This window comes from Christiangramia oceanisediminis, from assembly GCF_022570735.2.
Classification (GTDB): Bacteria; Bacteroidota; Bacteroidia; order Flavobacteriales; family Flavobacteriaceae; genus Christiangramia; species Christiangramia oceanisediminis.
Genome location: NZ_JANCNS010000003.1, coordinates 506389 through 528788 on the forward strand (window position 1 = coordinate 506389; position 22400 = coordinate 528788).

Consider the following 22400-nt stretch of genomic DNA (forward strand, 5'->3'; position numbering starts at 1 on the left):
CAGGACGGTTTTTTTTATATTAGGGCCACTTAAAATCAATTCTACTCATGCGAAAGATTAGCAGTTTACTTTTCCTTTTTTTTATCAGTTTGCTCCAGGCACAGCAAGATGACATAAGCCTGGATTATTATTTACCCGATGATGTAACCTACAATCCTGAAGTCCCAACACCTCAGGAAGTTATAGGTTTTGTACCAGGAGAATGGCACGTAAGCCATGACCGACTTTTAACCTATATGAACAAGCTGGCCGAGGTATCTCCTAGGATACAGATCGAGAACAGAGGCTTCACCTATGAAGGAAGACCCCTGGTATTGCTTACCATATCATCAGAAGAAAACCTCAACAACCTTGAAGAGATACGAAAAAATCACGTCGCCCTGGTAGAACAGAATTCGGGTTCCTTAAATACCGAAGAGATGCCAGTGGTGATCAATCAGGGTTTTTCCATACACGGGAATGAGCCAAGTGGTTCCAACGCTTCGCTATTATATACCTATTACCTGGCCGCTGCTCAGGGCGAGGAGATCGAAGAAACACTTGATAATACGGTGATCCTTCTGGATCCCTCTTTTAACCCGGATGGGCTGCAGCGTTTTGCATACTGGGCAAATACAAATAAAAGCAAGAACATCAATCCCGATCCACAGGACCGGGAATACAACGAGATCTGGCCTGGAGGAAGGACCAATCATTACTGGTTCGATATGAACCGCGACTGGTTGCCAGTTCAGTTACCCGAATCACAGGCGAGAATTGCCACTTTTCATAAATGGTATCCAAATATCCTGACCGATCATCACGAAATGGGATCGAATTCCACCTTTTTCTTCCAGCCTGGAATTCCTTCAAGAACACATCCGCTCACTCCACAAAAGAACCAGGACCTTACTAAGGAAATAGGGACTTACCATGCCAGGGCTTTTGATGAACTGGGTTCACTTTATTATACCGAAGAGAACTACGATGATTTCTACTACGGAAAAGGTTCTACCTTTCCTGATATCAACGGAAGTGTAGGAATCCTTTTCGAGCAGGGAAGCTCAAGGGGTCATGCCCAGGAAACCGATAACGGGATACTCACCTTCCCGTTCACCATTCGCAATCAATTCACCGCGGCGCTTTCTACGTTGGAAGCAGCGCAGAACATGAGAACCGAATTGCTGAACTACCAGCGCAATTTCTTTAAAAACGCCAGGGAATCTGCCGAAAATGGCGCATACGCCTTCGGAAGCTCTAAAGATCCCGTAAAAGCATATAAGCTTGCAGAAATCCTTAAAAGACACCAGATAGAAGTACATGAAGTTAAGGATGGCTTTTCAGAAAACGGGAAAAGCTTCGAAAGAGGATCGGCTTATATCGTGCCTAAAAATCAAAGACAGCACAGGCTGGTCAAGGCCATGTTCGAAAGAAGAACAGAATTCCAGGATAGCCTTTTTTACGATATTTCTGCCTGGACCTTCCCGTTGGCTTTTAACCTTGACTTTTCAGAAGATGTTTCCCTTAAGAATGCCGGAAACAAAATAGAAGAGCTTCAAAAACCGGTACCGCCGGCTCCAGGGGAAAGTGAATATGCCTACTTAATGAGCTGGAGCGATTATTATGCTCCAAAAGCTTTGAATAAGATCCTGGAAAAAGGGCTTCGTGCAAAGGTAGCCATGGAAGAATTCACACTGGACAATACAAGCTATGGGCACGGAACCATCATGATACCGGTTCAGAACCAGGAATTATCACAGTCTGAACTTCACCAGTTCCTTTCAGAAATTTCGCAGGAGAGCGCGGTGAAAATAACCGCCATAAGTACAGGGATGACGGGCGGCATTAACCTGGGAAGCAACCAGTTTCGTGCTGTAGAACCACAAAAGGTGGCGCTCCTTGTAGGAGAATCCATCACCTCTTATGACGCCGGGGAGATCTGGCACCTGTTCGACCAGCGCTATGATATGAAGATCACCAAGCTGGACATCCGCGACCTTAACAGAACCGATCTTAGTAAGTATACAGACATTATCGTACCTAATTCCTGGGGCGGCGGACTGGACGGTGGGCTCACCAAAAAACTGATGGAATGGACACGCGAAGGTGGAACTATTATTGGCTACAGAAATGCAGTTACTTGGCTAAAGAAGAACGACTTTATCAAATTCAAAACCAGGGAAACCGAGGTAAACGCTAAAAACGTGAGTTTTGGGGAGCGCGGAGATTTTAGAGGTGCGCAGGTAATTGGTGGTGCGATCTTCGAAGCCAAACTGGATCGAAGTCACCCAATTGCTTTCGGGTACCAGGATGACAAGATCGCGATGTTCAGGAACACCACGCTTTTTGTAGAAGCCGATGAGCAAAGCTACAACAACCCAATTCAGTATACCGAAAAACCATTGTTAAGCGGGTATATTAGCAAGCCAAATCTTGACTCCATCGCCAGTACGGTACCTTTTAAACACTCCAGTCTTGGACGTGGTGAGGTGATCATGTTTACCGATAATACAAATTTCCGTGCATTCTGGTATGGAACTAATAAATTATTGATGAATGCCATATTTTTTGGTAATGAAATGTAAGCCTTAGCAATAGTTTAAGGTAATTTTAGCAGTCTGGCGGCAATTTTGGATAACTTTGTATAAGACCAAAACGCTGCTACGAAAAAATCCGGAAACTTTGGTTGTCCGGATTTTTTTTGGCCCTTCGCCATGCAGTGCTAAAAATATTTAGGTGAAATTTTCAGGATTCAGATCATGGATACAAAATGAGCGTTTTTTAAGGTATCTAAGTACCTCTTCGCTCCTGTTTAGTTTCCTTCTTGTTTTGCTCTCCCTCTATGACCTGGGGTTCCGGCATCCTGAAAATGCAGAATTCTGGCTAAATGATTTCTACAGGTTTGGCCTTGCAATTGCTGCGGTCTCCATCCTGGTAAGATATTTTGGATTCCAGAAGCTCTTCCAGCTTAAGGTGCGCAATCTCGATGTAGCTTTTGGGATAGCAGCCGCAATATTCTACCTGAGATACGACACCGCCATCAATAATCTTCTACCAGTTCTGGAACTGGCAGGAGAACGAGGTTTCGCTCACCTGGCCGGACTCCTGTTTTTTATTCGTGAACTTGCCAGTTATGATTTTAACTTGGATCGCACGCTTTTCAACCCGGCCCAGTTGTTCATTTTCAGTTTCCTCTCCATGATATTCATGGGTACCGGGCTTTTAATGCTGCCTACCGCTTCCACAGAGAGTATCACTTTACTCGATGCGCTTTTTACGGCAACCAGTGCGGTTTGTGTGACCGGCCTAATCGTGGTAGACACCGGTTCCTATTTCACCATGTTCGGTCAAAGCATCATCCTGGTATTGATGCAGCTTGGCGGTCTTGGAATAATGACCTTCGCGAGTTATTTCAGTTATTTCTTCAGGGGAAAGACTTCCTATGAAAACCAGATCATGCTAAAGGACGTAACAAATTCTGAAAAAATTGGCGAGGTGATTAGCGTGCTGAAAAAGATTGTTTTTATAACAGCCATCACCGAATTGATAGGCTTCGCTTTGATTTTCTTCAGTATAAAAAAAGATGTTATCCCCGAAATTGGCGACAAGTTGTTCTTTTCCATTTTTCATGCGGTAAGCGGATTTTGTAATGCCGGATTTTCCACCCTGGAAAACAGCCTTTATGAACCTGCTTTCCGTTTTAATTATCCGTTACATCTCACGATCGCTGTCCTGTTCATTCTTGGGGGAATAGGTTTTCCCATTCTGCTGAACCTGTATAAATATGTGGTCTACCTGGTGAGGAACAATATCATTAAATTCAATAAAAAACGAAGATCCATTCATTCTCCCTGGGTCATCAACCTGAACACCCGTATCGTAATTGTTACTACCGGCATCCTGATAATTAGCGGAAGTCTTGGATTCTATTTCCTGGAATATAACAATACCCTGGCTGAGCATAACTGGTACGGTAAAATGATCACCTCCTTTTTTAGTGCTACGACTCCCAGGACAGCTGGATTCAACACCGTAGACACCGGTGCCCTGAACTTTAGCACCATTATGCTCATTATCCTGCTTATGTGGATAGGGGCCTCTCCCGTTTCAACCGGAGGAGGGATCAAAACCAGTACCATTGCGGTTGCAACTCTAAATTTTATTAGCCTCGCACAGGGAAAGAACAGGATCGAGGTTTTTAAACGGGAAATTTCTGAAGCGACCAACAGGCGTGCTTTCGCCATTATCTCTCTTTCCATGCTCATTATAGGTTTGTCTATATTTCTTATTGCTTATTTTGACAGGAACATGAGTTTACAAAGCATTACGTTCGAGGCATTTTCAGCTTACGGAACGGTAGGATTGACCACGGGAATAACCGCCTCCCTTTCTGCCCCTTCCAAACTGGTGCTAATTTTCAGTATGTTTATAGGCAGGGTGAGCATGTTAACCATCATGATCGCAATCCTGAGGCGGGTACGACATTTGAATTATCGATATCCGCAGGATGAGATCCTAATCAATTAATTATGAAATACATTATTATAGGACTTGGAAAATTTGGAGCAGCTCTGGCTGAAAAACTTTCCGAAATGGGAAACGAAGTGATAGGAGTTGATCTCCAAATGAGCCGTATCGATGCGCTTAAAGATAAACTAACGCATACCATCAACCTGGATGCAACCGATCCCGATGCTGTGGAAAATCTCCCCCTGAATGATGCAGATACGGTGATCATAGCAATAGGGGAAGATACCGGTGCCAACATCCTGGTGGCTGCCCTTATGAAGAAAAAGAAAGTGAAGCACCTTATTGACCGGGTGGTAGATCCCCTGCAGAAAACGGTTCTGGAAGCGATGGGCATCAACGAGGTCATACATCCTGAAGCGGAGGCTGCGGAAAGATGGGCGAAAAAATTAAACCTGGAAGGAGTCGTAGACAGTTTTGAACTTGATAGTAATTACAGCATAGTCGAAACTGAAATTCCGGAAGAATACCACGACAAGACCATCGAGGAGCTGGCTATTAATGAGGAGTTCGATATAATCATCCTTGCAATAATGAGTGTTGAAGGCGACACCAATGAAATGGGAGCCGAAAAAGACCGGAAAACGGTACAGGGAGTGGCAAAGGCAGATACTGTTCTATATAAAGATGACATCATGGTGCTCTACGGAAGCAATGACAACATTAGAAAATTATTGGATGAACACCGTAAATTCAAGGAACGAAAATAATTAACTAATACGTAATCCGTTTTCTACCTTTTGATCGGGACTTAATAATACTACGTCATTATCCTCTCCAACCACACCAAGAACCAGGCATTCGCTTTTGAATCCCGCGATCCTTTTTACCGGAAAATTGATCACTGCAATTACCTGTCTTCCTGCTAGTTCTTCATGGGTATATCTTCTCGTGATCTGGGCAGATGATTGCTTCTTGCCTATTTCATCTCCAAAGTCGATCTCAAGTTTAAAAGCCGGCTTTTTTGCTTCGGCCAGAGGTTCTGCCGCAATGATGGTTCCTACACGCATTTCTACCTTTTCAAAATGATTCCAGTCGATCTCTTCCATAAGCTTAAAATAAGAAGCTCAAATTAGAGAATAATCCTTATTAATTGCGACATTATACTTAATTTTAAGAAAAAGATGGCACGAACTGCTTCAAATATGATGGATCTCGGGACTAAGGCACCCGACTTCAAACTGATGGACACCATCACCGATCATCTTATAAGCCTGGATGAGATCAAAGGCGAAAGAGGAACGCTAATCATGTTCGTCTGTAACCACTGCCCATTCGTAAAGCATGTGAACGAGGAGATCGTAAGACTTGCTAACGACTATCGTGAACTTGGATTTGGCTCGGCGGCCATTAGTAGTAACGATATTGTGAACTATCCCCAGGATAGCCCGGAAAGAATGAAAGAAGTCGCTGCAAAGCATCAGTATTCCTTTCCGTACTTATTTGACGGAACCCAGGAAGTAGCAAAGGCTTACCAGGCGGCCTGCACCCCGGATTTTTATCTTTTCGATGGAGATCTTAAACTCGTATACCGGGGCCAGATGGACGATAGCCGGCCCGGCAATGGCATTCACCCCAGCGGAAGAGACCTCCGGGAAGCCATGGATGCGATATTAAACAACAGGCCCGTTTCCCCCCAGCAAAAGCCAAGTATAGGTTGTAACATTAAATGGAAAGAATAATTTAACCTAAACTTAGATTTTAAAGCTTCATTTTTGGTTATATTTATTTTCCTATAGATTTAATAGGTTTATTACTAATTTCAAAAAAACAATTGATTATGAGCGAGTTAAAATTAGGAGACAAGGCACCCAACTTCGACGCGGAAACCTCTGAAGGAAAGATCAATTTTTACGAATATCTGGGAGACAGCTGGGGCGTGTTATTTTCACATCCGGCCGACTATACACCGGTATGTACCACAGAGCTGGGAACAGTGGCAAATTATAAGAAGGAATTTGATAAACGGGATGCCAAGGTCCTGGCACTTAGCGTAGATGGAGTCGAATCTCATAAGGATTGGATCAAAGACATCAACGAGACCCAGAACACCACCGTGAATTTCCCCATTATCGCCGATGAGGACCGAAAGGTTTCCAACCTGTACGGAATGATACATCCAAAAGCCGATGACACCTTAACGGTACGATCGGTATTCGTTATTGGGCCAGATAAGTCCATCAAGCTTATGATCACCTACCCTGCCAGCACCGGCAGGAATTTTGACGAGATCCTGAGGGTGATCGATTCACTTCAACTAACCGCTTATAACAAGGTGGCGACCCCGGCAAACTGGAAGCATGGTGACGAGGTAGTGATTAGCCCATCGGTGAGCAATGAGGATGCCGATAAAATGTTCCCGAAAGGTTATAAAACACTAAAACCATATTTAAGAATGACTCCTCAACCGGAGCTAAAAAAATAAATTAAAAAAGGCTGGATCAAATCCAGCCTTTTTTAATTAATATATTTTCAATGTGGGCATAATGATGCCGACTATGCCAGGCATAATGTCCCAGAAGCCAGATCAATTTTACCTTTTCGCGGGTTTCAGGATGCAGGAACTCTTTCTCGAGGCTTGGCCGGTCCAGCCGGTCCAGGAGAAAGACCCATTTAGCATGAAGCGTCATTAGAAAGTCCAGAGAAAGCTCTGCAGGAGCCCAGATGCTATCATCGAGCAGGGCAAAAGCATTTTGATCATAGGCTTTTATCGTTGGAGTCTTTTCGGTTAAGGTCCATTTAAATCGTAACAAGGCATTGGTATGACTATCTGCAATATGATGAACCAGTTGCCTGATGGTCCAGCCCTGCAGCCTGTATGGAGTATTTAACTGCACCGAGCTTAATGGCCGTACAAGCCGGTTGAGTTTGCCTGGAAATTCTTCCAGAATATCGATCCATTGCTCAACCTGGAAATCAGTTACATTATCAGGAAATTCGAATTTTCCTATTGGGTATCTAATTTTATCTAGTTCTTCTGAAGTCATAGTTAAGAAAATAAAAAAACGCCCTGTATTACAGGACGTTTCTAATTTATGGTTTTTTCATGACTTTACTTTACATCCATCAATTCTACATCGAAGATAAGTACTGCATTTGGCGGTATCACCCCTCCGGCGCCACGCTCGCCGTATGCAAGGTGAGATGGAATTACCATACGCGCCTTATCTCCAACCTGTAAAAGCTGGATCCCTTCATCCCAACCCGGGATCACATGCCCTACTCCAATTGGGAATTCCAGAGGTTTATTTCTTTTATAGGACGAATCGAAAACGGTCCCGTCGGCCAGCTGACCTTTGTAATGAACCGATACGCTGTTTCCTTTTTCAGCCTTTTTCCCATCTCCCTTTTGAATGATCTTATATCGCAGTCCGCTGTCGGTCTTTTCAAAACCGGCGGCCAGTTTATCCAGTTCTGCTTCTGCTCTTTCCTTAGCTTCAGCTTCTCTTTTTGCCTTTTCAGCATTGAATTCTTCAAAAGCTTTTTTAGCCTCGAAGTTTTCTGCAGCTTCACCTTCGCGGATGATCTCCAGCTTTTCGATTTGATCGCCCTGCTGGATCTTATCTACCACATCCTGGCCTTCAACTACATTTCCAAAGACCGTATGTTTTCCATCCAGCCATGGTGTCTCCACATGAGTGATAAAGAACTGACTTCCGTTAGTTCCAGGACCGGCATTGGCCATGGAAAGTTTTCCAGGAGCATCATGTTTTAGATCTGGATGAATCTCATCATCAAAATTATACCCGGGACCACCGGCACCGGTGCCTTGCGGATCACCTCCCTGTATCATAAAATCAGGAATTACTCGGTGAAATTTGATCCCGTCGTAATAAGGCTCTCCCTTAGCTTTCGCATCGTTCTCAATTTTCCCTTCGGCAAGACCAACAAAGTTACCCACCGTTCCAGGAGTTTTTTCGTATTCCAGTTCTACAAGGATCTCCCCTTTTGAAGTATGGAATTTGGCATATAATCCGTCGTTCATTTTATTAATTTTTATTGAAATGCAAAGATACCCAGTTTAATCTTTATAGACCTGCTCTCCACCTACAAAAGTGTGAAGCACTTTGGTATCTGGAACGCTATCGATATCTACCTCCATGATATCCCTATCAAGGATCACAAAATCGGCAAATTTACCGGGCTCTATACTTCCTTTTTCGTTTTCCTCGAAGTTGGAATATGCCGCCCAGATGGTCATTCCTTTTAAAGTTTCCTCCCTGCTAAGAGCCTGTTCTCTCATGAATCCGCCTTCCGGGTAATTTTCGGTATCCTGGCGGTCCACAGCCGCGTAAAATGTAAGGAAAGGGTTCACCTGTTCTACGGGGAAATCGGTTCCCAGGGCCACGATCTCTGCCTGGTCAAGCAATTTTTTGAACGCATAGGCGCCTTTGATACGTTCCTCACCCAGCCTGTCTTCAGCCCAGTACATATCGCTTGTCGCATGGGTTGGCTGAACGGAAGGAATAATATTCTTGCTGAAATAATCAAAATCTTCCGGAGCGATCACCTGTGAATGCTCTACTCTCCATCTTCTATCTTCTGAATTTCCTATCAGGGAATCATAGGTTTTCAGGACCAGGTAATTGGCTGAGTCACCAATGGCATGAGTGTTCATCTGGAATTCAGATTTCGCAATGCGCTCTGCCGTGGCTTTGAATTCTGAAACCGGCGAAAGCAAGGCTCCAAAATGGTTCTTTCTATCAGTATATTCTTCTTTTAAGGCTGCACCTCGGGAACCAAGAGCTCCATCTCCATAGAACTTGACCGAACGAACATTCAGCCTGTCTGTCTTGTATGGTCCTTTTTCCAGGTAGTAATCAAGGTTTTCCCTGGTATTGCTCACCATGGCGTACAGCCTGATCTTCAGGTCACCATTATTGTTCAGGCTGTCTATTAATTCGATAACCGTTCTGTCCAGTCCGGCATCGTCGACCGTTGTAAGTCCGTAACTAAAACAGATCTCCTGGGCATCTCTCAAAGCTTCAGCCTGCACATCCACATTTACATCTTCTGTGATCCTTTCAATCAGCATCATTGGGTTGTCTACCAGGATCCCCGTAAGCTTTCCATCCTTCTGTTCGATATCTCCTCCATCAAATTCAGTTTCAGTAGTAATTCCGGCGGCATCAAGGGCAGCCTGGTTTACCAGCATGGCATGACCGTCAATTCGGGTTAGCGCTACCGGTGTATCAGGAAAAAGGCGATCCAGCGTATCCTTTACCGGGAATTCCTTGATCTCCCAGTCGTTCTGGTCCCACCCCCGTCCAACGATGAAATCGACTCCATTTTTTTGCTGAAATTCCACCACTTTCGTCACTACTTCCTCGAAGCTTTGGGTACCGGTAACATCTACACGCTGTTGTTGCATCCCAAGTCCGTAGAAATGAGCGTGGGCATCGATAAGCCCTGGATAAACAGCATTTCCTTCAGCGTCGATCTCCTCGGTAAATTCGAATTTTTCCCGAAGCGATTCAACAGAACCTATTTCAAGGAACTTGCCATCCTGAACAGCAAATGCCTGGGCTATGCTAAAGTCATTGTCCACGGTATAAACAGTGGCATTAAAAACTAAAAGATCGGCTTCTTCCTTTTGAGAACCACATCCTATCAGGATACTGCTGAAAAGGAGCAGGGATAATATTTTCTTCATTTTTTTTAAAATTTGCCTAAAAATAGTGATTTGTACAAGATTAGCCACATTTATGTAAATTGCCTGTGAAAATTCCATTAAACTGAATTAATCTTAAGGTAATATTCCTGAATCCAGAAAAACATAGCTATGAAAAGAATTTTTATCCTGTTTTTAATTTCTTTGATCTCCTGTAATAGCGATCCTGAACAGGTGGATCTTTTAATTACAAATGCCACGGTACTCGACATAGAGGAGAACAAAAAATGGGCAAACAGATTTGTCGCCATCCGGAATGATACCATTGTGGCCGTAAAAACCATGCGTGACAGGGACGATTTTAAAGCAAATAAAACCTATGATGCCCAGGGCGGTTTCGTAATGCCAGGCCTTTGGGATAATCATGTTCACTTTAGAGGAGGCGATAGCCTTGCATCTGAAAACAAGGATCTATTACCTCTATTTCTGAAATATGGTGTTACCACCGTTCGCGATGCGGGTGGGGATATTAGCGAAGAAGTATTTAAATGGAAAGATCAAATCAAAAACGGGGAACTTTCCGGACCGCGAATTTTTTCTTCAGGTCCTAAACTGGACGGTGAAAACCCAGCCTGGCCCGGATCCATTCCTGTAACTTCTGAAAATGATGTTCAGATGGCCCTGGATTCCCTGGAAAGCATGAATGCAGATTTTGTCAAAATCTACGACGGAAGTATTAGCCGGGAAATGTATTATGAAATCATCAGGGAAGCTGAAAAAAGGAACCTGAAAGTTACGGGGCATATGCCTATGTCTGCAGATGTGACCGAAGCCGTAAAGTTTGGATTGGATGGAACCGAGCACCTGTATTATGTCATGAAAGCCGCTTCAGCCAAAAAAGACAGTATTGAAAAGGAAAAGTCTGGCTATTCCATGATCATTCCACTCGCCAGGACTTATAATGATTCTGTTGCCAAGGTCGTTTTCGATGAACTGGCACAGGCCGACTTTTATGTTACGCCCACACTCCATATTGGAAAAGTACTGAAGGAACTGGCCGATGCAGATCACAGCCAGGATGAATTACTTGAATTAATAGGGCCGGGGATTCAGGAAACCTACCAGGGCAGGATAATGTCTGCCAAAAGGGCAAAAGAATCAGGCTCCAGTATGCGGGATTTTACTGAGGATGTTTTTCAGAAAATGATCGAACCTATGCACGATTCCGGAATAAAGATCCTGGCAGGTTCAGATTGCGGGCCTTACAATTCTTACGTTTACCCAGGTGAATCCTTACACCAGGAACTTAATGCACTGGTGGAAGCAGGCCTAACAACACAGGAAGCATTGCTCACCTCGATCAGGAATGGTCCAAGATTCTTTGACCTGCAAAACTCCTATGTAAGGGTAGATAAAGGTAGAATTGCAGACCTACTTATACTCACAGAAAACCCGATGGAAAATATTGAAAATCTCGAATCTATCCAGGCAGTAGTTTCTAAAAACAAAATTCTTAAGGTCTCTGAAATAGCTAAAAAAACACCTTAATCTTTTAAAACATACCCATAAAAAAAGCCCTCCAACTGGAGGGCTTATCTATTTAATACGATCTAAAAATTAATTCCAATCGAATTTATAAGTGGCTCCTGCCAGAACCTGTATTCCCTGCACATCATAGTCCAGCCATCTCTGGTAATCGTTATTCAGTAAGTTCGCTCCTTTCACAAAAGCCGAAAGGCGATCGTTAAAGCGATAACCAACGTGGGTATTCACATCAAAATAACTATCAACTGTCGCAACCGGTTCGTCAAATACCAGGCTTATCGATCTAACCTCATCTTTGCGCTCCCCAACGTAGAACAGGTTTGCTCCGGCATACCATTTTTCAGTGATCTGGTAATCGGCATTCAGGCTGGCTTTCATCGTAGGTAGGTTCCAGGCTGAAGCCTGTACATCGGTATTATAATTAAAGAACTCTCCGTTAATGCCTAATCTAAAGTTAGTATTCACATCAACATTTAATTCTCCGTAAAATGAAAGGGTCTTCACGTCATCATATACCACCTCGAAACTGTTTCCGTAGGTATAGGCTTCACCCTCCAGGGTTGAGGCATCATAATTCCTTTTAAAAAGGGCCTTATTGAACTGTGACTGGTAACTTCCTCTAACATTATATGATATGGCATTGGAAAGTTTTCCCTTAGCTCCCAGGTACCCCTTGTACTCATTATCGGTTGGCCTGATAGTAAGCGTAGGTGATACATACGGGTTTTCCTGGTAGAAATTGTAATAAGTGTTCTGCTGCAGATCTCCATCAAGTCCGGCATAAGCGGTAAAATAATCACCTGCAAGCCTGTAACTGGCTGTTACGGCCGGGTAGATATAGAACGAATTATCACTGGCTTCAACATCCATCCCATACACGAAATTCACCCCAAGGTTAATGCTAAGATCATCTCTAAGTATCAGTAAGCTTGGTTTAATATTGAAATTCATAAAAGTATAATCGTAACCCGCTCCGCCGTCGTAGGCTTCGTCAAACTTCCCGTTCACGATATCAGCACCAACTGCAGTAGTGATGAGTTCTTCAGCTATCTCGATCTCGAAGATCCCTTCTGCATTAAAATGATTTTCAGCAGTTCCATAAGCATCGCCAGAATGCCTGAATTGAGCATTCGCGCTGTCGAAGAATGAATCATATAGTTCGATCTCACTTCCCAGGTAAACCGAATAATAGTTTTGCTGGGAGTCCAGGCTAAGCAATTCAGCATCTGAATTCGAATTGAACTCCGGCAAACCATACCAGTTAAAAAGCTGGTGTTCTCCCCCAACTTCGGCGATCCAGGAAAGATCCCTGTTTCGCGTATTATAGTTCAGGTTCAGTTCAGTATCATAAAATTTATTTTCCAGGATCACATCTTCAATGCCGCCCTGGGATGAATTATGATTTAAAGAGATACCAAAATTGCTGGAACGGTCTATTTCAAGGTTCGAGTAGAATTCGGCCAGGACATTGGAGTAATTTCCGAAGCCAAGCGTGGCATAATTATCATACACCTTTGGAGGCCTAACCCTCTCCACAGTGGTGGCTCTTCCTTTGGCAGGAGTAAAAGTGGAAGCAACCGGAACCGAAAATATGGAATACTGAACGGGCTTCTTTTGCAAACTCACAGAATCATTCCTGCTGGGGGTTTCCCTGATCTTGTTGGCATCGCTCACTGAAGGCGTATAGGGCTTCACCACGGTCACGGTCTCACTTCCTATAGGATCCTGCGCATACAGGAATCCACAGAACATGAACATACTAAAGAACAGATTTTTCTTGATCGCTTTAAAATGCATATAGCAGTAGGTCTATTAGATTAAGTTTAGTTATTGGTTTCTACGGAAGAGTTGGTCTTTGCTTCCTGGGCCTTGATCCTTGAGAGTTCAGTCTTAGCTTCCTGGACGATCTCCGGATACTTCTGGAAATTATTGATCACATTTTCCAGGATATAAGTTGCCTGGTAAGCATCCTTAAGAGCATAGAAATTTCTTGCCATCAACACCAGGCCTTTGGCTCCCCAGCGTTTGTAACCGGAGAAGTCTTTCGCCAGGATCTGTACTGCCGCATTGGAAGCTTCATAATTTCCATCTTTATACTTGAAATAGGCATCATAATAAAGAGCTTCTGCAGCGAGCTCGCCGGTGGCTGACTTCTGAACTTCCTTATAGGCTGAACGCGCTTTTGATTCATTACCCGATTCAATCGCAGCCCTGGCTACCATGATGCGGGCATCATTCTTCGCTGCGCCATCTGCTCCTGAATTATTCAGCACTTTTTCAGCATAGGCATTGGCCTTTGCATAATCACCTGTCTCGTAATAAGATTTCATCAGGTTTTGCTGTGCAAAGGCGACATTCTGCTGATTATCGGCCTGTTTTTCCAGTTTCTCTAATAATGGAAGGGCGCTGGCATAATCCTTTTTCTCAAGATAAATCTCCGAAAGCCTGGTCAGGGACTGCTCGGTAAATTCATTCTTTGGTCTCGAGGTCACATATTTGTAATGCGGAATGGATTTTTCAACCTGGCCTTCGCGGTAGTATAACTGGGCGAGGTAAAAGTTGGCATTGATCGAGTGGATCCCGTTAGGGAAGCTCTGTACATATTTTTCAAAATTGGCGATCGCCTTTTGAGTATTATTATTGATATACTGGTTTTCGGCAGCCTCATAGGTAGTATTGTCCAGGTCGGCATCACTAACTTCCACAAAGTCGATATTGCGAACCCAGCTGGCATATTCATCGGTACGCCCAAGGTCTACATACACATTTCTCGCTGTAGAAACCGCCTGTTTTGCTTCGGGAGTGTTCGGGTATTCAGCAACTACTTTTCTGAATTTTTCCAGTGCCTTGTTACCTTCATTCTGGTTGTAATAGATCAAACCCTGTCTTAACATAGCCTTCGGAACCAGCGCACTTTGCGGTACATCCCTGATCAGCCTGTTATAAGACTGGATCGCCTGTGAAGTATTATTCACGGCCACGTAAGTATTCCCTAATTCATACATCGCATCATCACGGTACGAGGAACGCGGATAGCGATTGATGAAAGAATTAAGCTCTTCAATCTTGGTCTCATTTCTTTGCACGAATCCGTAGCTAATCGCTTTCTGAAATGCGGCATAATCGGCATTGCTCACGCCGTTATCGATGGCTTTTTGGTAAGCTTCCATCGCCGGCCAGTACTGGCTGGTCACGTAGTAGGTATCTCCAAGCCTTAAAAGCGCATCGTTCTTCCTTGCTCCGTCGGCATTGGGACTGTCTACATAAGATTTAAAATAATTTACAGCCTGTGAATAATCGTTCTTTTTGAAATAGGCATATCCAATATTATAATCCAGGTCCTGGTATTCATCAGTATTCCTGGCTGCGCTCATCCCCTTGAATTCGCGGTAACCCAGGATGGCATCATCCAGGCGGTTCACATTGTATTCGCTTTCAGCCTTCCAGAATGTTGCCTTTGCCGTGATGGCCTGGTCTCTTGGCTCCTTTAAAGCCTTGTCGAAATTCTCGATCGCTCCATAATAATCTCCTTCCTCAAACAATTCAAGGCCATAGAAATAAGCCACTTTTTGATAAGCCTGCTTGTCGCTGAAATTCCTGTTATTTTCTAACAGCCTCATGGCTTCCTCGTAGTTTTTGGAAGTGATAAACGAGTCTATCAATAAAGATTCTATTTCCTGCCTGTTCTCGGTATCCGGATATTTGTTCAGATAGGTGATCAAAACCTGTGAAGGGCTTTCATACGAGTTCCCTATCTCATAACTGAGCTTGGCATAATTGAGCATTGCATCTTTCTGAATCTTCGCATCGAATTCCATCTCGCTGGCATTCTTAAAGGCATTAAGCGCCTGTTGTTTCTGGTTGGATTCCAGGTAGGATTGTGCTAAATGATAATAGGCATTCTGCGCAATCGCGTTATTCCCGTCTATGATCTTGTTGAATTCGTTGATCGCGGCTTCATAATTGCCCTGTTTGTAATAGGCGTATCCAAGCTGGTAATAATCGGTATTGTTCCATTTTCCGCCAAGCCCGTTATATCCCTTCAGATAGGGAATAGCCTCTTCATACTGCCCAAGATTGAAATAACTTTCCCCTATGATCTTGTTCAACTGCGGAATTTCCTGCCTGTTGGCATTTGGCAATTGTTCCAGTCCCTGTTCGATGGCTTTTTCAAAATTCCCTAATTTGAAGTTCATATCGGCCTGGAAATAGGAAAGATCTTCGGTATACCGCTCGTTTCCTTTTACTTCTTCGAAATATTGGTTGGCCTCTTCATAATCGTCACCTTCATAAGCAATATAACCAAGGTAATACTTGGCCTGGGCACCATACTCCTTTGAATCCCTCACCCTGTTCAAATAGGTTTGCGCTTCTTCGAACTGGTTAGACCTGAAATAGGCATAACCGTTATTGAAATAAAAGCGCTCCCTGTCTTTCCTGCTCATCGCCTTTTCGTCTACCCTGTCATACCAGCGTCTTGACAACGCATATTTCCCGGTATTGAAATAATAATCAGCCACATCTAAATAAGCCGAATTGGTCTTGGTACTGGTTGGATAACGGGTTACAAATTCTTCCATCAATCTGTCTGCCCCTGGCTGGTTCAAACGCACAGCTGCATTGGCGATATAATAGGCTGCATCACCTTTTATCTTTTCATCGGTTGTTTCATCTTTAACCTCGTCAAAAAGGTTCTGGGCGGCCAGGTACTGCTCATTATTATATAATTCCAGGGCCCGATTAAAATCGGCCAGGTCATGAGTATATACGGCAGTTTGCTGACAAATAGCAGAAAATGAGGAAGATATAAAAACGACTAGCAGAAAAGCTCTTTTAAGTGTCATTTATAAGGGTTTTGATTTGGTGTTCAAAGATAATTTAAAGCTTGCTTCTATAACGCCCATTAACTTCTATAATTATGTTAACTAAAAAAAAAGTGACTGCTGGCCTTTTGAAAAATGTATATTTGAAAATAATTTTACAACCCGAATCAACGTTAGAAACCCATGTCTGAAACTGTCCTGGAACTTAAAAATGCGGCGATCTATCAACGCGAAGCCCTGATTTTATCTGATGTAGACGTTACCGTGAATAAAGGTGACTTTGTATATCTCATCGGGAAGACCGGGACCGGGAAAAGTAGTTTTATGAAAACCCTTTACGGGGATCTCCCGCTTACCGAAGGAGAAGGCCATATCGTTGATTATAACCTTAGAACTCTTAAGGAAAAGGATATTCCTTTTCTTCGCCGGAAACTGGGTGTGGTCTTCCAGGACTTCAAATTACTTACAGACAGGAACGTGAAGGAAAACCTTCTTTTTGTTCTTAAAGCCACGGGCTGGAAAGACAAAACGGCCATTGAGCATAAGATCGACGAAGTTCTTAAGAAAGTGGGGATGAATACCAAGGGTTTTAAATTTCCGTACCAGCTTTCGGGAGGGGAACAGCAACGGGTTGCTATTGCCAGGGCCCTATTGAACGATCCCGAATTGATACTTGCCGATGAACCTACGGGAAACCTGGATCCACAAACTTCGGTTGAAGTGATGGAAGTTTTGCAGGAAATAAGCCGCAACGGGAACACCATTTTGATGGCAACTCACGATTATGCCTTGCTGCTGAAATATCCTTCAAAGACATTGAAGTGTGATGGACAACGGGTTTTTGAGGTGGTACAGAAATCGGTGTAAAATCTATTGAACTTCATAGAGACTGCCACGCTTCGCTAGCAGTGACTTTGCTGAACATCATTGCAAAGAGAAAAACGACGAAGCATTCTCTCTGTAAAATCACAAAAACTTCTAGGAATAGACTGCCACGCTACCTCACAGTGACATGAAAAAGGCCGTCACCCTGAACTTGTTTCAGGGTCTCTTAAAGATATTAATTGAGATGCTGAAATAAATTCAGAATGACGAAAATTGAATAGAAGCATTCGTTGAAATTCTCGCCATGCCGTTTGACACAATATTCTATTTTGTCATCTCGACCGAAGGGAGAGATCTGAAAGATTGCGGAGTAGATTTCTCAGTCGCTTTGCTCCTTCGAAATGACTTAGATCACGATAAAATTTCAGATTTAAACATTAGATGCGAAAATAGATTCAGCATCACAAACTTGCCGAAACAACTCAATCAGGCCTGTCATTCATAACAGAATTTCACCAAGAGGAAACCCAAACATTCCCTAAAAACCTTTTCGAAGAAGTTCATTTTTGATAACTTGTATCACGGTCAATCTGGCAAATGGAAATATTAGGAATAGACATAGGCGGCTCCAGTCTTAAAGGGGCTATTGTAGATGTTGAAACTGGAAAGTTAAAGACAGAAACTCACAGCATCCCTACTCCCGAATCCCGGGACCCGGAAGTGATAGCCAGGGCAGTGACTCAAATGGTAGATGATTTCAATTTTAAAGGTGAGGTGGGTTGTGGTTTCCCTACCATTGTAAAAAAAGGGATTTGTAAACACCCGGGTAATTTAAGCCGAAAATGGATAGATGTAGATGTAGATGCGCTATTTGAAAAATCTACCGGACTTGAATTTACCGTGATCAACGATGCCGACGCTGCCGGACTGGCCGAAATTGAATTTGGCGCTGGAAAAGATCGTAAGGGATTTATCCTGATGATCACCGTTGGCACCGGATTAGGCAGCGGAGCCTATTTGAACGGGGAACTGATCCCCAATTTTGAACTGGGCCAGATCCCGTATAAAGAATATCAGAAGATCGAGGAATGGGCTGCGTCATCGATTAAAACAGAAGAGAATCTTAGCTATAAAGACTGGGCCTACCGATTCAATATCTTTCTAAATTATGTTCACACCATCCTTAATCCAGATCTGATCCTGGTTGGTGGCGGAATTTCGAATGACTGGGATCAATTCGAGAAATACCTCGATGTAGACACTGAACTTATGCCTGCAAAACTCCGGAATGACTCCGGCATACTGGGCGCTGCGATCGCTGCCAGAAATAAATTCATAAAATAAATCCTTTAAGCGGTTTCAGGCTTCTTCTTATTGATGAACAGGTAGTAGAAATTCACACAAACAATGGCGACATTGGTGATGATCACCGGCCAGGAATCAAGCAATACTCCGTAAGCAACGAAGAAAAGACAGCCAATGCTGTTCACATACCGCAGGGTCACAATATTTCTCATCAGGAAAGAAAGCAACACAAAAAATGAGGCGAGGTAACCTATCCATTCGGTGATCGTTATTCCAAATATTTCCGTCATAATATGTTTATTAATAAAAAAGCCCGCCTTAGCGGCAGGCTTTTCATATAGTTTTATTTCGTCCTTAAGATCTCTAATTTGAGTTTCTAAACGAATTGCAAATTAGATCGCTTTTGATCTTTTACGCTCGTTCTCTGTTAAAAGGATCTTTCTCAATCTTAAATGATTTGGAGTCACTTCTACATACTCATCTTTCTGAATATATTCCAGTGCCTCTTCCAGAGAGAACTTGATCGCAGGAACGATCTTCGCTTTATCATCGGCTCCTGAAGAACGTACGTTAGAAAGTTTTTTGGTTTTAGTGATGTTTACCACCATATCATCCTGGCGTGAATTCTCCCCAATTACCTGACCTTCATAGATCTCTTCTCCCGGATCCACGAAGAACTTTCCTCTGTCCTGAAGCTTATCGATAGAATAAGGAATTGCCTTTCCTTTTTCCATAGAGACCAGTGAACCGTTCTGGCGCTCCGGAATTCCACCTTTTAACGGCTGGTATTCCTTGTAACGGTGAGCCATGATCGCTTCACCGGCAGTCGCGGTTAACAGCTGGTTTCTTAACCCGATAATTCCCCTTGATGGAATGATGAACTGTATGTTCATTCGGTCACCCTTGGCTTCCATGCTCAGCATCTCCCCTTTTCTCATGGTCACCATTTCAACCGCCTTTCCTGAAACATCTTCAGGAAGGTCAATGGTCAATTCTTCAACAGGCTCGCATTTTACACCATCAATTTCCTTGATAATTACTTGCGGCTGACCAATCTGAAGTTCGTAACCTTCACGTCTCATAGTTTCGATCAATACCGAAAGGTGAAGTACCCCTCTACCATAAACCATGAATTTATCGGCACTATCAGTCTCCTCGACACGAAGCGCAAGGTTCTTTTCCAGTTCTTTATAAAGTCTTTCCTTGATATGTCTTGAGGTCACGAACTTTCCGTCCTTTCCGAAGAATGGAGAATCGTTGATCGTGAACAGCATACTCATGGTTGGCTCATCGATACGGATGGTCTTTAATCCTTCCGGATTTTCAAAATCGGCAACAGTATCCCCAATCTCGAAACCTTCCAGTCCAACTAGCGCACAAATATCTCCCGCCTGTACATGGTCAACCTTTCTACGTCCAAGACCTTCGAAAGTATGAACCTCTTTGATCTTAGTTTTCTTGATAGAGCCGTCACGCTTTACCAAAGAAACCTGCTGATTTTCCTTCAAGGTTCCTCTCTGTAATCTTCCAATGGCGATACGCCCTGTGAAAGATGAGAAGTCTAATGAGGTGATCAGCATTTGAGGAGTCCCAGCGGTATCTACTTTTGGAGCAGGAATATGTTCAATAACCATATCAAGCAATGGCTCGATATTGTTGGTTTGATGCTGCCAGTCCAGGCTCATCCAGTTATTCTTGGCCGAACCATATACGGTTGGGAAATCCAGCTGCCATTCTTCGGCACCCAGTTCGAACATCAAATCAAAAACCTTTTCATGTACCTCATCCGGGGTACAGTTCTCTTTATCTACCTTGTTCACAACCACACACGGCTTCAATCCAAGATCGATTGCCTTTTGCAATACAAAACGAGTCTGTGGCATAGGCCCTTCAAAAGCATCAACTAATAGAAGTACACCGTCTGCCATGTTAAGTACACGCTCAACCTCCCCACCAAAATCGGCGTGACCAGGAGTATCGATGATATTGATCTTCGTATCCTTATAAGTAACCGAAACGTTCTTGGAGGTAATGGTAATTCCGCGTTCTCTTTCCAGATCATTGTTATCCAGGATCAGTTCTCCTGTAGATTCGTTGTCACGGAAGAGTTCACAGTGGTGCATTATTTTGTCAACCAGGGTAGTCTTTCCGTGGTCAACGTGTGCGATAATCGCGATATTTCTAATAGCTGTCATATAGCCTTTTTTTGAGGCTGCAAATGTACAGCTATTTTTCGCTATTTCATCATTGTTTAAAAAGAATTTAAAAAGCTGATTTTCAGAATGTTTTAAGCCTATTATTTATCATAAATAGAAATCCTATAAAGCTATTTCACTTTTTTGGCCGTAAATTCCTGCCCATTAGATCCAATGATCACCCTTTCAACCTTATTGTTCTCATTACGTTGAAAAGTTAATTGAAAGGGTTCCCCCTCAACTTCAAAAACATCCCTGGAAACTTCCATCAGATTAGAAAATCCTGAACGCCAGGGAAAAATAGCCACTAACTTTTTGTTCAGCAATCTAATTTTAAATTGACCTTCTGGTTGAAGCTGGTAAGATCCAATCAACTCTCCAGAGTAATTAGGAGCATAGGCTCTTGTTTCAGGATTTTCATAACGCTTATATTCCTTCATCAGTTTAGTGATGCTTTCATGCGGAATAGCATAAGCCTTATTGCCGTTAATTCCGGTCATGGTCTCCGCGGCAACCATGGCATTGATAACCGATTCTTCCACGGCCTGAATGGTGGATTCAAAAAGAACATCAATAAACTCGTTTGGGATCACTTCCACCTGTGCCAGGTCATTTCTATTGAAAGCATTTTGATTGGCAGTAGAAAACGCGATAAAGATATCTCCCGAACCATTATAGCCCTTTCCACCTACCAGCGCTAACCCCAATGGAACCCGTTGAGCCAGCCTTTTTAACTGATGTGGAAGTAGCGGAGCATCTGTTGCAACCACTACGATAACAGAACCATCTCCTTCTTTTCTTTGAAGATTGGCCGGGGCCTTCAGTTCGTAATTTAGTGTATCCTGTAATTGCATACCTACGGGTACCCCGGCTATATGCAGATTGCTTTTGGAACCAAAATTTGCCTGAACCAGCACTCCTAAGGTGTATAAGCTATCCTGAAGAAAGAACTGCCGGGAAGCCGAACCTATCCCACCTTTAAAACCCAGGGCCATCATGCCAGTGCCTCCCCCAACATTCCCTTCTGGAACAATACCTGTTGAGGCATTTCCTATTGCTTCCAGTACATGCTCTTCTTTTACATGAAATCCATAGATATCATTTAAAAATCCGTCATATGTCTCGGCCACTACGGGATATGTGTACCACCAGTTGTCTTCACCGTACCAGCCCGTATCCACATACCATTTCAATACGGCGTCTCTAACCACTCCAACGCTATTGGTATTGGTGATCATAATAGGGGTTTCCAGGAAACCAGATTCTGTGATCCAGGTAGTACCCGTCATTTCTCCGTTACCATTAAGACTATCCCAGTTAGCATAAACCGGACTAAACTTCTTACCCCTCGGAAAAATTGCCGTAACTCCCGTTCTCACCGGCCCTTTACCCACCACATTCTCACCTTCTCCCCAAATGATCGTACTATGACCTACTTCCACCCCTTTTACATCGGTAATCGAATTAAGAGGTCCCGGCTCTCCATCAAAGGGGATTCCAAGGTCACGGGCCCTTGATTGCTGGGCATTAGCACTGTATAAAAGAATAAAAGCTAGGCCTAAAAGAAGATATCTGAAAGTAACCATGAAC

At 43.4% G+C, this 22400-nt stretch carries 17 protein-coding genes; 8 read left to right on the top strand and 9 right to left on the bottom strand.

Annotation, left to right across the window (positions count from 1 at the left end; all coding sequences use genetic code 11):
• Nucleotides 1-47 precede the first annotated feature (47 nt).
• From MKO06_RS15090 to MKO06_RS15100, 3 genes are all read left to right on the top strand, one after another.
• A complete protein-coding gene (locus MKO06_RS15090) occupies nt 48-2564 on the top strand; it encodes a M14 family metallopeptidase (protein WP_241552099.1) in 2517 nt (838 codons plus the stop codon).
• A gap of 151 nt (nt 2565-2715) precedes the next feature.
• A complete protein-coding gene (locus tag MKO06_RS15095) occupies nt 2716-4506 on the top strand; it encodes a TrkH family potassium uptake protein (RefSeq protein WP_241552100.1) in 1791 nt (596 codons plus the stop codon).
• Nucleotides 4507-4508: 2 nt separating this feature from the next.
• Nucleotides 4509-5216 carry a potassium channel family protein gene (locus MKO06_RS15100; protein ID WP_241552101.1) on the top strand — a complete coding sequence of 236 codons (708 nt, stop codon included), beginning with the start codon at nt 4509-4511 and terminating at the stop codon, nt 5214-5216.
• On the opposite strand, the gene MKO06_RS15105 is transcribed toward MKO06_RS15100, so the two are convergent.
• The gene (locus MKO06_RS15105; protein WP_241552102.1) at nt 5217-5555 is read right to left on the bottom strand and encodes a tRNA-binding protein; all 339 of its coding nucleotides are present in this window, start codon (nt 5553-5555) and stop codon (nt 5217-5219) included. It lies immediately after the preceding gene.
• 75 nt (nt 5556-5630) lie between these two features.
• Between MKO06_RS15105 and MKO06_RS15110 the strand changes: the two genes are divergently transcribed.
• On the top strand, nt 5631-6188 hold the full coding sequence (locus MKO06_RS15110) for a thioredoxin family protein (protein WP_241552103.1): 558 nt from the start codon (nt 5631-5633) through the stop codon (nt 6186-6188).
• 98 nt (nt 6189-6286) lie between these two features.
• Complete coding sequence (locus tag MKO06_RS15115; RefSeq protein WP_241552104.1) at nt 6287-6931, top strand: peroxiredoxin; 645 nt, start codon at nt 6287-6289, stop codon at nt 6929-6931.
• Nucleotides 6932-6947: 16 nt separating this feature from the next.
• Here the strand turns inward: MKO06_RS15115 and MKO06_RS15120 are convergent, their stop codons facing one another.
• The 3 genes from MKO06_RS15120 to MKO06_RS15130 form a co-directional block, all read right to left on the bottom strand.
• Nucleotides 6948-7493, bottom strand: coding sequence for a YfiT family bacillithiol transferase (locus MKO06_RS15120; protein WP_241552105.1), 546 nt, complete (start codon nt 7491-7493; stop codon nt 6948-6950).
• Between the two features lie 65 nt (nt 7494-7558).
• Nucleotides 7559-8491 carry a peptidylprolyl isomerase gene (locus MKO06_RS15125; protein WP_241552106.1) on the bottom strand — a complete coding sequence of 311 codons (933 nt, stop codon included), beginning with the start codon at nt 8489-8491 and terminating at the stop codon, nt 7559-7561.
• 36 nt (nt 8492-8527) lie between these two features.
• Complete coding sequence (locus MKO06_RS15130) at nt 8528-10159, bottom strand: amidohydrolase (protein WP_241552107.1); 1632 nt, start codon at nt 10157-10159, stop codon at nt 8528-8530.
• Nucleotides 10160-10288: 129 nt separating this feature from the next.
• Between MKO06_RS15130 and MKO06_RS15135 the strand changes: the two genes are divergently transcribed.
• Nucleotides 10289-11665: an amidohydrolase family protein gene (locus MKO06_RS15135; RefSeq protein ID WP_241552108.1), complete on the top strand. Its 1377-nt coding sequence runs from the start codon at nt 10289-10291 to the stop codon at nt 11663-11665.
• A gap of 69 nt (nt 11666-11734) precedes the next feature.
• Here MKO06_RS15135 and MKO06_RS15140 read toward each other — a convergent pair whose 3' ends face one another.
• Nucleotides 11735-13459 carry a TonB-dependent receptor gene (locus MKO06_RS15140; protein ID WP_241552109.1) on the bottom strand — a complete coding sequence of 575 codons (1725 nt, stop codon included), beginning with the start codon at nt 13457-13459 and terminating at the stop codon, nt 11735-11737.
• Between the two features lie 26 nt (nt 13460-13485).
• Nucleotides 13486-16506 (bottom strand): tetratricopeptide repeat protein, encoded by a 3021-nt coding sequence (locus MKO06_RS15145; protein WP_241552110.1) that lies wholly within the window; start codon nt 16504-16506, stop codon nt 13486-13488.
• Nucleotides 16507-16668: 162 nt separating this feature from the next.
• Between MKO06_RS15145 and MKO06_RS15150 the strand changes: the two genes are divergently transcribed.
• Both MKO06_RS15150 and ppgK read left to right on the top strand, forming a co-directional pair.
• Nucleotides 16669-17352: a cell division ATP-binding protein FtsE gene (locus tag MKO06_RS15150; RefSeq protein ID WP_241552111.1), complete on the top strand. Its 684-nt coding sequence runs from the start codon at nt 16669-16671 to the stop codon at nt 17350-17352.
• A gap of 555 nt (nt 17353-17907) precedes the next feature.
• Nucleotides 17908-18654 (top strand): polyphosphate--glucose phosphotransferase, encoded by a 747-nt coding sequence (gene ppgK / locus MKO06_RS15155; protein WP_241552112.1) that lies wholly within the window; start codon nt 17908-17910, stop codon nt 18652-18654.
• A gap of 5 nt (nt 18655-18659) precedes the next feature.
• Here the strand turns inward: ppgK and MKO06_RS15160 are convergent, their stop codons facing one another.
• The 3 genes from MKO06_RS15160 to MKO06_RS15170 all read right to left on the bottom strand — a co-directional run bounded on the left by MKO06_RS15160 (nt 18660) and on the right by MKO06_RS15170 (nt 22396).
• On the bottom strand, nt 18660-18905 hold the full coding sequence (locus tag MKO06_RS15160) for a YgjV family protein (protein ID WP_241552113.1): 246 nt from the start codon (nt 18903-18905) through the stop codon (nt 18660-18662).
• Between the two features lie 102 nt (nt 18906-19007).
• Complete coding sequence (gene typA, locus MKO06_RS15165) at nt 19008-20810, bottom strand: translational GTPase TypA (RefSeq protein WP_241552114.1); 1803 nt, start codon at nt 20808-20810, stop codon at nt 19008-19010.
• Nucleotides 20811-20941: 131 nt separating this feature from the next.
• Entirely contained in the window at nt 20942-22396 is a 1455-nt protein-coding gene (locus tag MKO06_RS15170) for a DmpA family aminopeptidase (protein WP_256946191.1), read from the bottom strand.
• Nucleotides 22397-22400: the final 4 nt, after the last annotated feature.

Coding starts and splice junctions, on each gene's coding strand:
- MKO06_RS15150 (WP_241552111.1), top strand. CDS start 16,669: ATGTCTGAAACTGTCCTGGAACTTAAAAATGCGGCGATCTATCAACGC.
- MKO06_RS15115 (WP_241552104.1), top strand. CDS start 6,287: ATGAGCGAGTTAAAATTAGGAGACAAGGCACCCAACTTCGACGCGGAA.
- MKO06_RS15130 (WP_241552107.1), bottom strand. CDS start 10,159: ATGAAGAAAATATTATCCCTGCTCCTTTTCAGCAGTATCCTGATAGGA.
- MKO06_RS15170 (WP_256946191.1), bottom strand. CDS start 22,396: ATGGTTACTTTCAGATATCTTCTTTTAGGCCTAGCTTTTATTCTTTTA.
- typA (WP_241552114.1), bottom strand. CDS start 20,810: ATGACAGCTATTAGAAATATCGCGATTATCGCACACGTTGACCACGGA.
- ppgK (WP_241552112.1), top strand. CDS start 17,908: ATGGAAATATTAGGAATAGACATAGGCGGCTCCAGTCTTAAAGGGGCT.
- MKO06_RS15105 (WP_241552102.1), bottom strand. CDS start 5,555: ATGGAAGAGATCGACTGGAATCATTTTGAAAAGGTAGAAATGCGTGTA.
- MKO06_RS15125 (WP_241552106.1), bottom strand. CDS start 8,491: ATGAACGACGGATTATATGCCAAATTCCATACTTCAAAAGGGGAGATC.
- MKO06_RS15140 (WP_241552109.1), bottom strand. CDS start 13,459: ATGCATTTTAAAGCGATCAAGAAAAATCTGTTCTTTAGTATGTTCATG.
- MKO06_RS15120 (WP_241552105.1), bottom strand. CDS start 7,493: ATGACTTCAGAAGAACTAGATAAAATTAGATACCCAATAGGAAAATTC.
- MKO06_RS15110 (WP_241552103.1), top strand. CDS start 5,631: ATGGCACGAACTGCTTCAAATATGATGGATCTCGGGACTAAGGCACCC.
- MKO06_RS15145 (WP_241552110.1), bottom strand. CDS start 16,506: ATGACACTTAAAAGAGCTTTTCTGCTAGTCGTTTTTATATCTTCCTCA.
- MKO06_RS15135 (WP_241552108.1), top strand. CDS start 10,289: ATGAAAAGAATTTTTATCCTGTTTTTAATTTCTTTGATCTCCTGTAAT.
- MKO06_RS15160 (WP_241552113.1), bottom strand. CDS start 18,905: ATGACGGAAATATTTGGAATAACGATCACCGAATGGATAGGTTACCTC.
- MKO06_RS15090 (WP_241552099.1), top strand. CDS start 48: ATGCGAAAGATTAGCAGTTTACTTTTCCTTTTTTTTATCAGTTTGCTC.
- MKO06_RS15100 (WP_241552101.1), top strand. CDS start 4,509: ATGAAATACATTATTATAGGACTTGGAAAATTTGGAGCAGCTCTGGCT.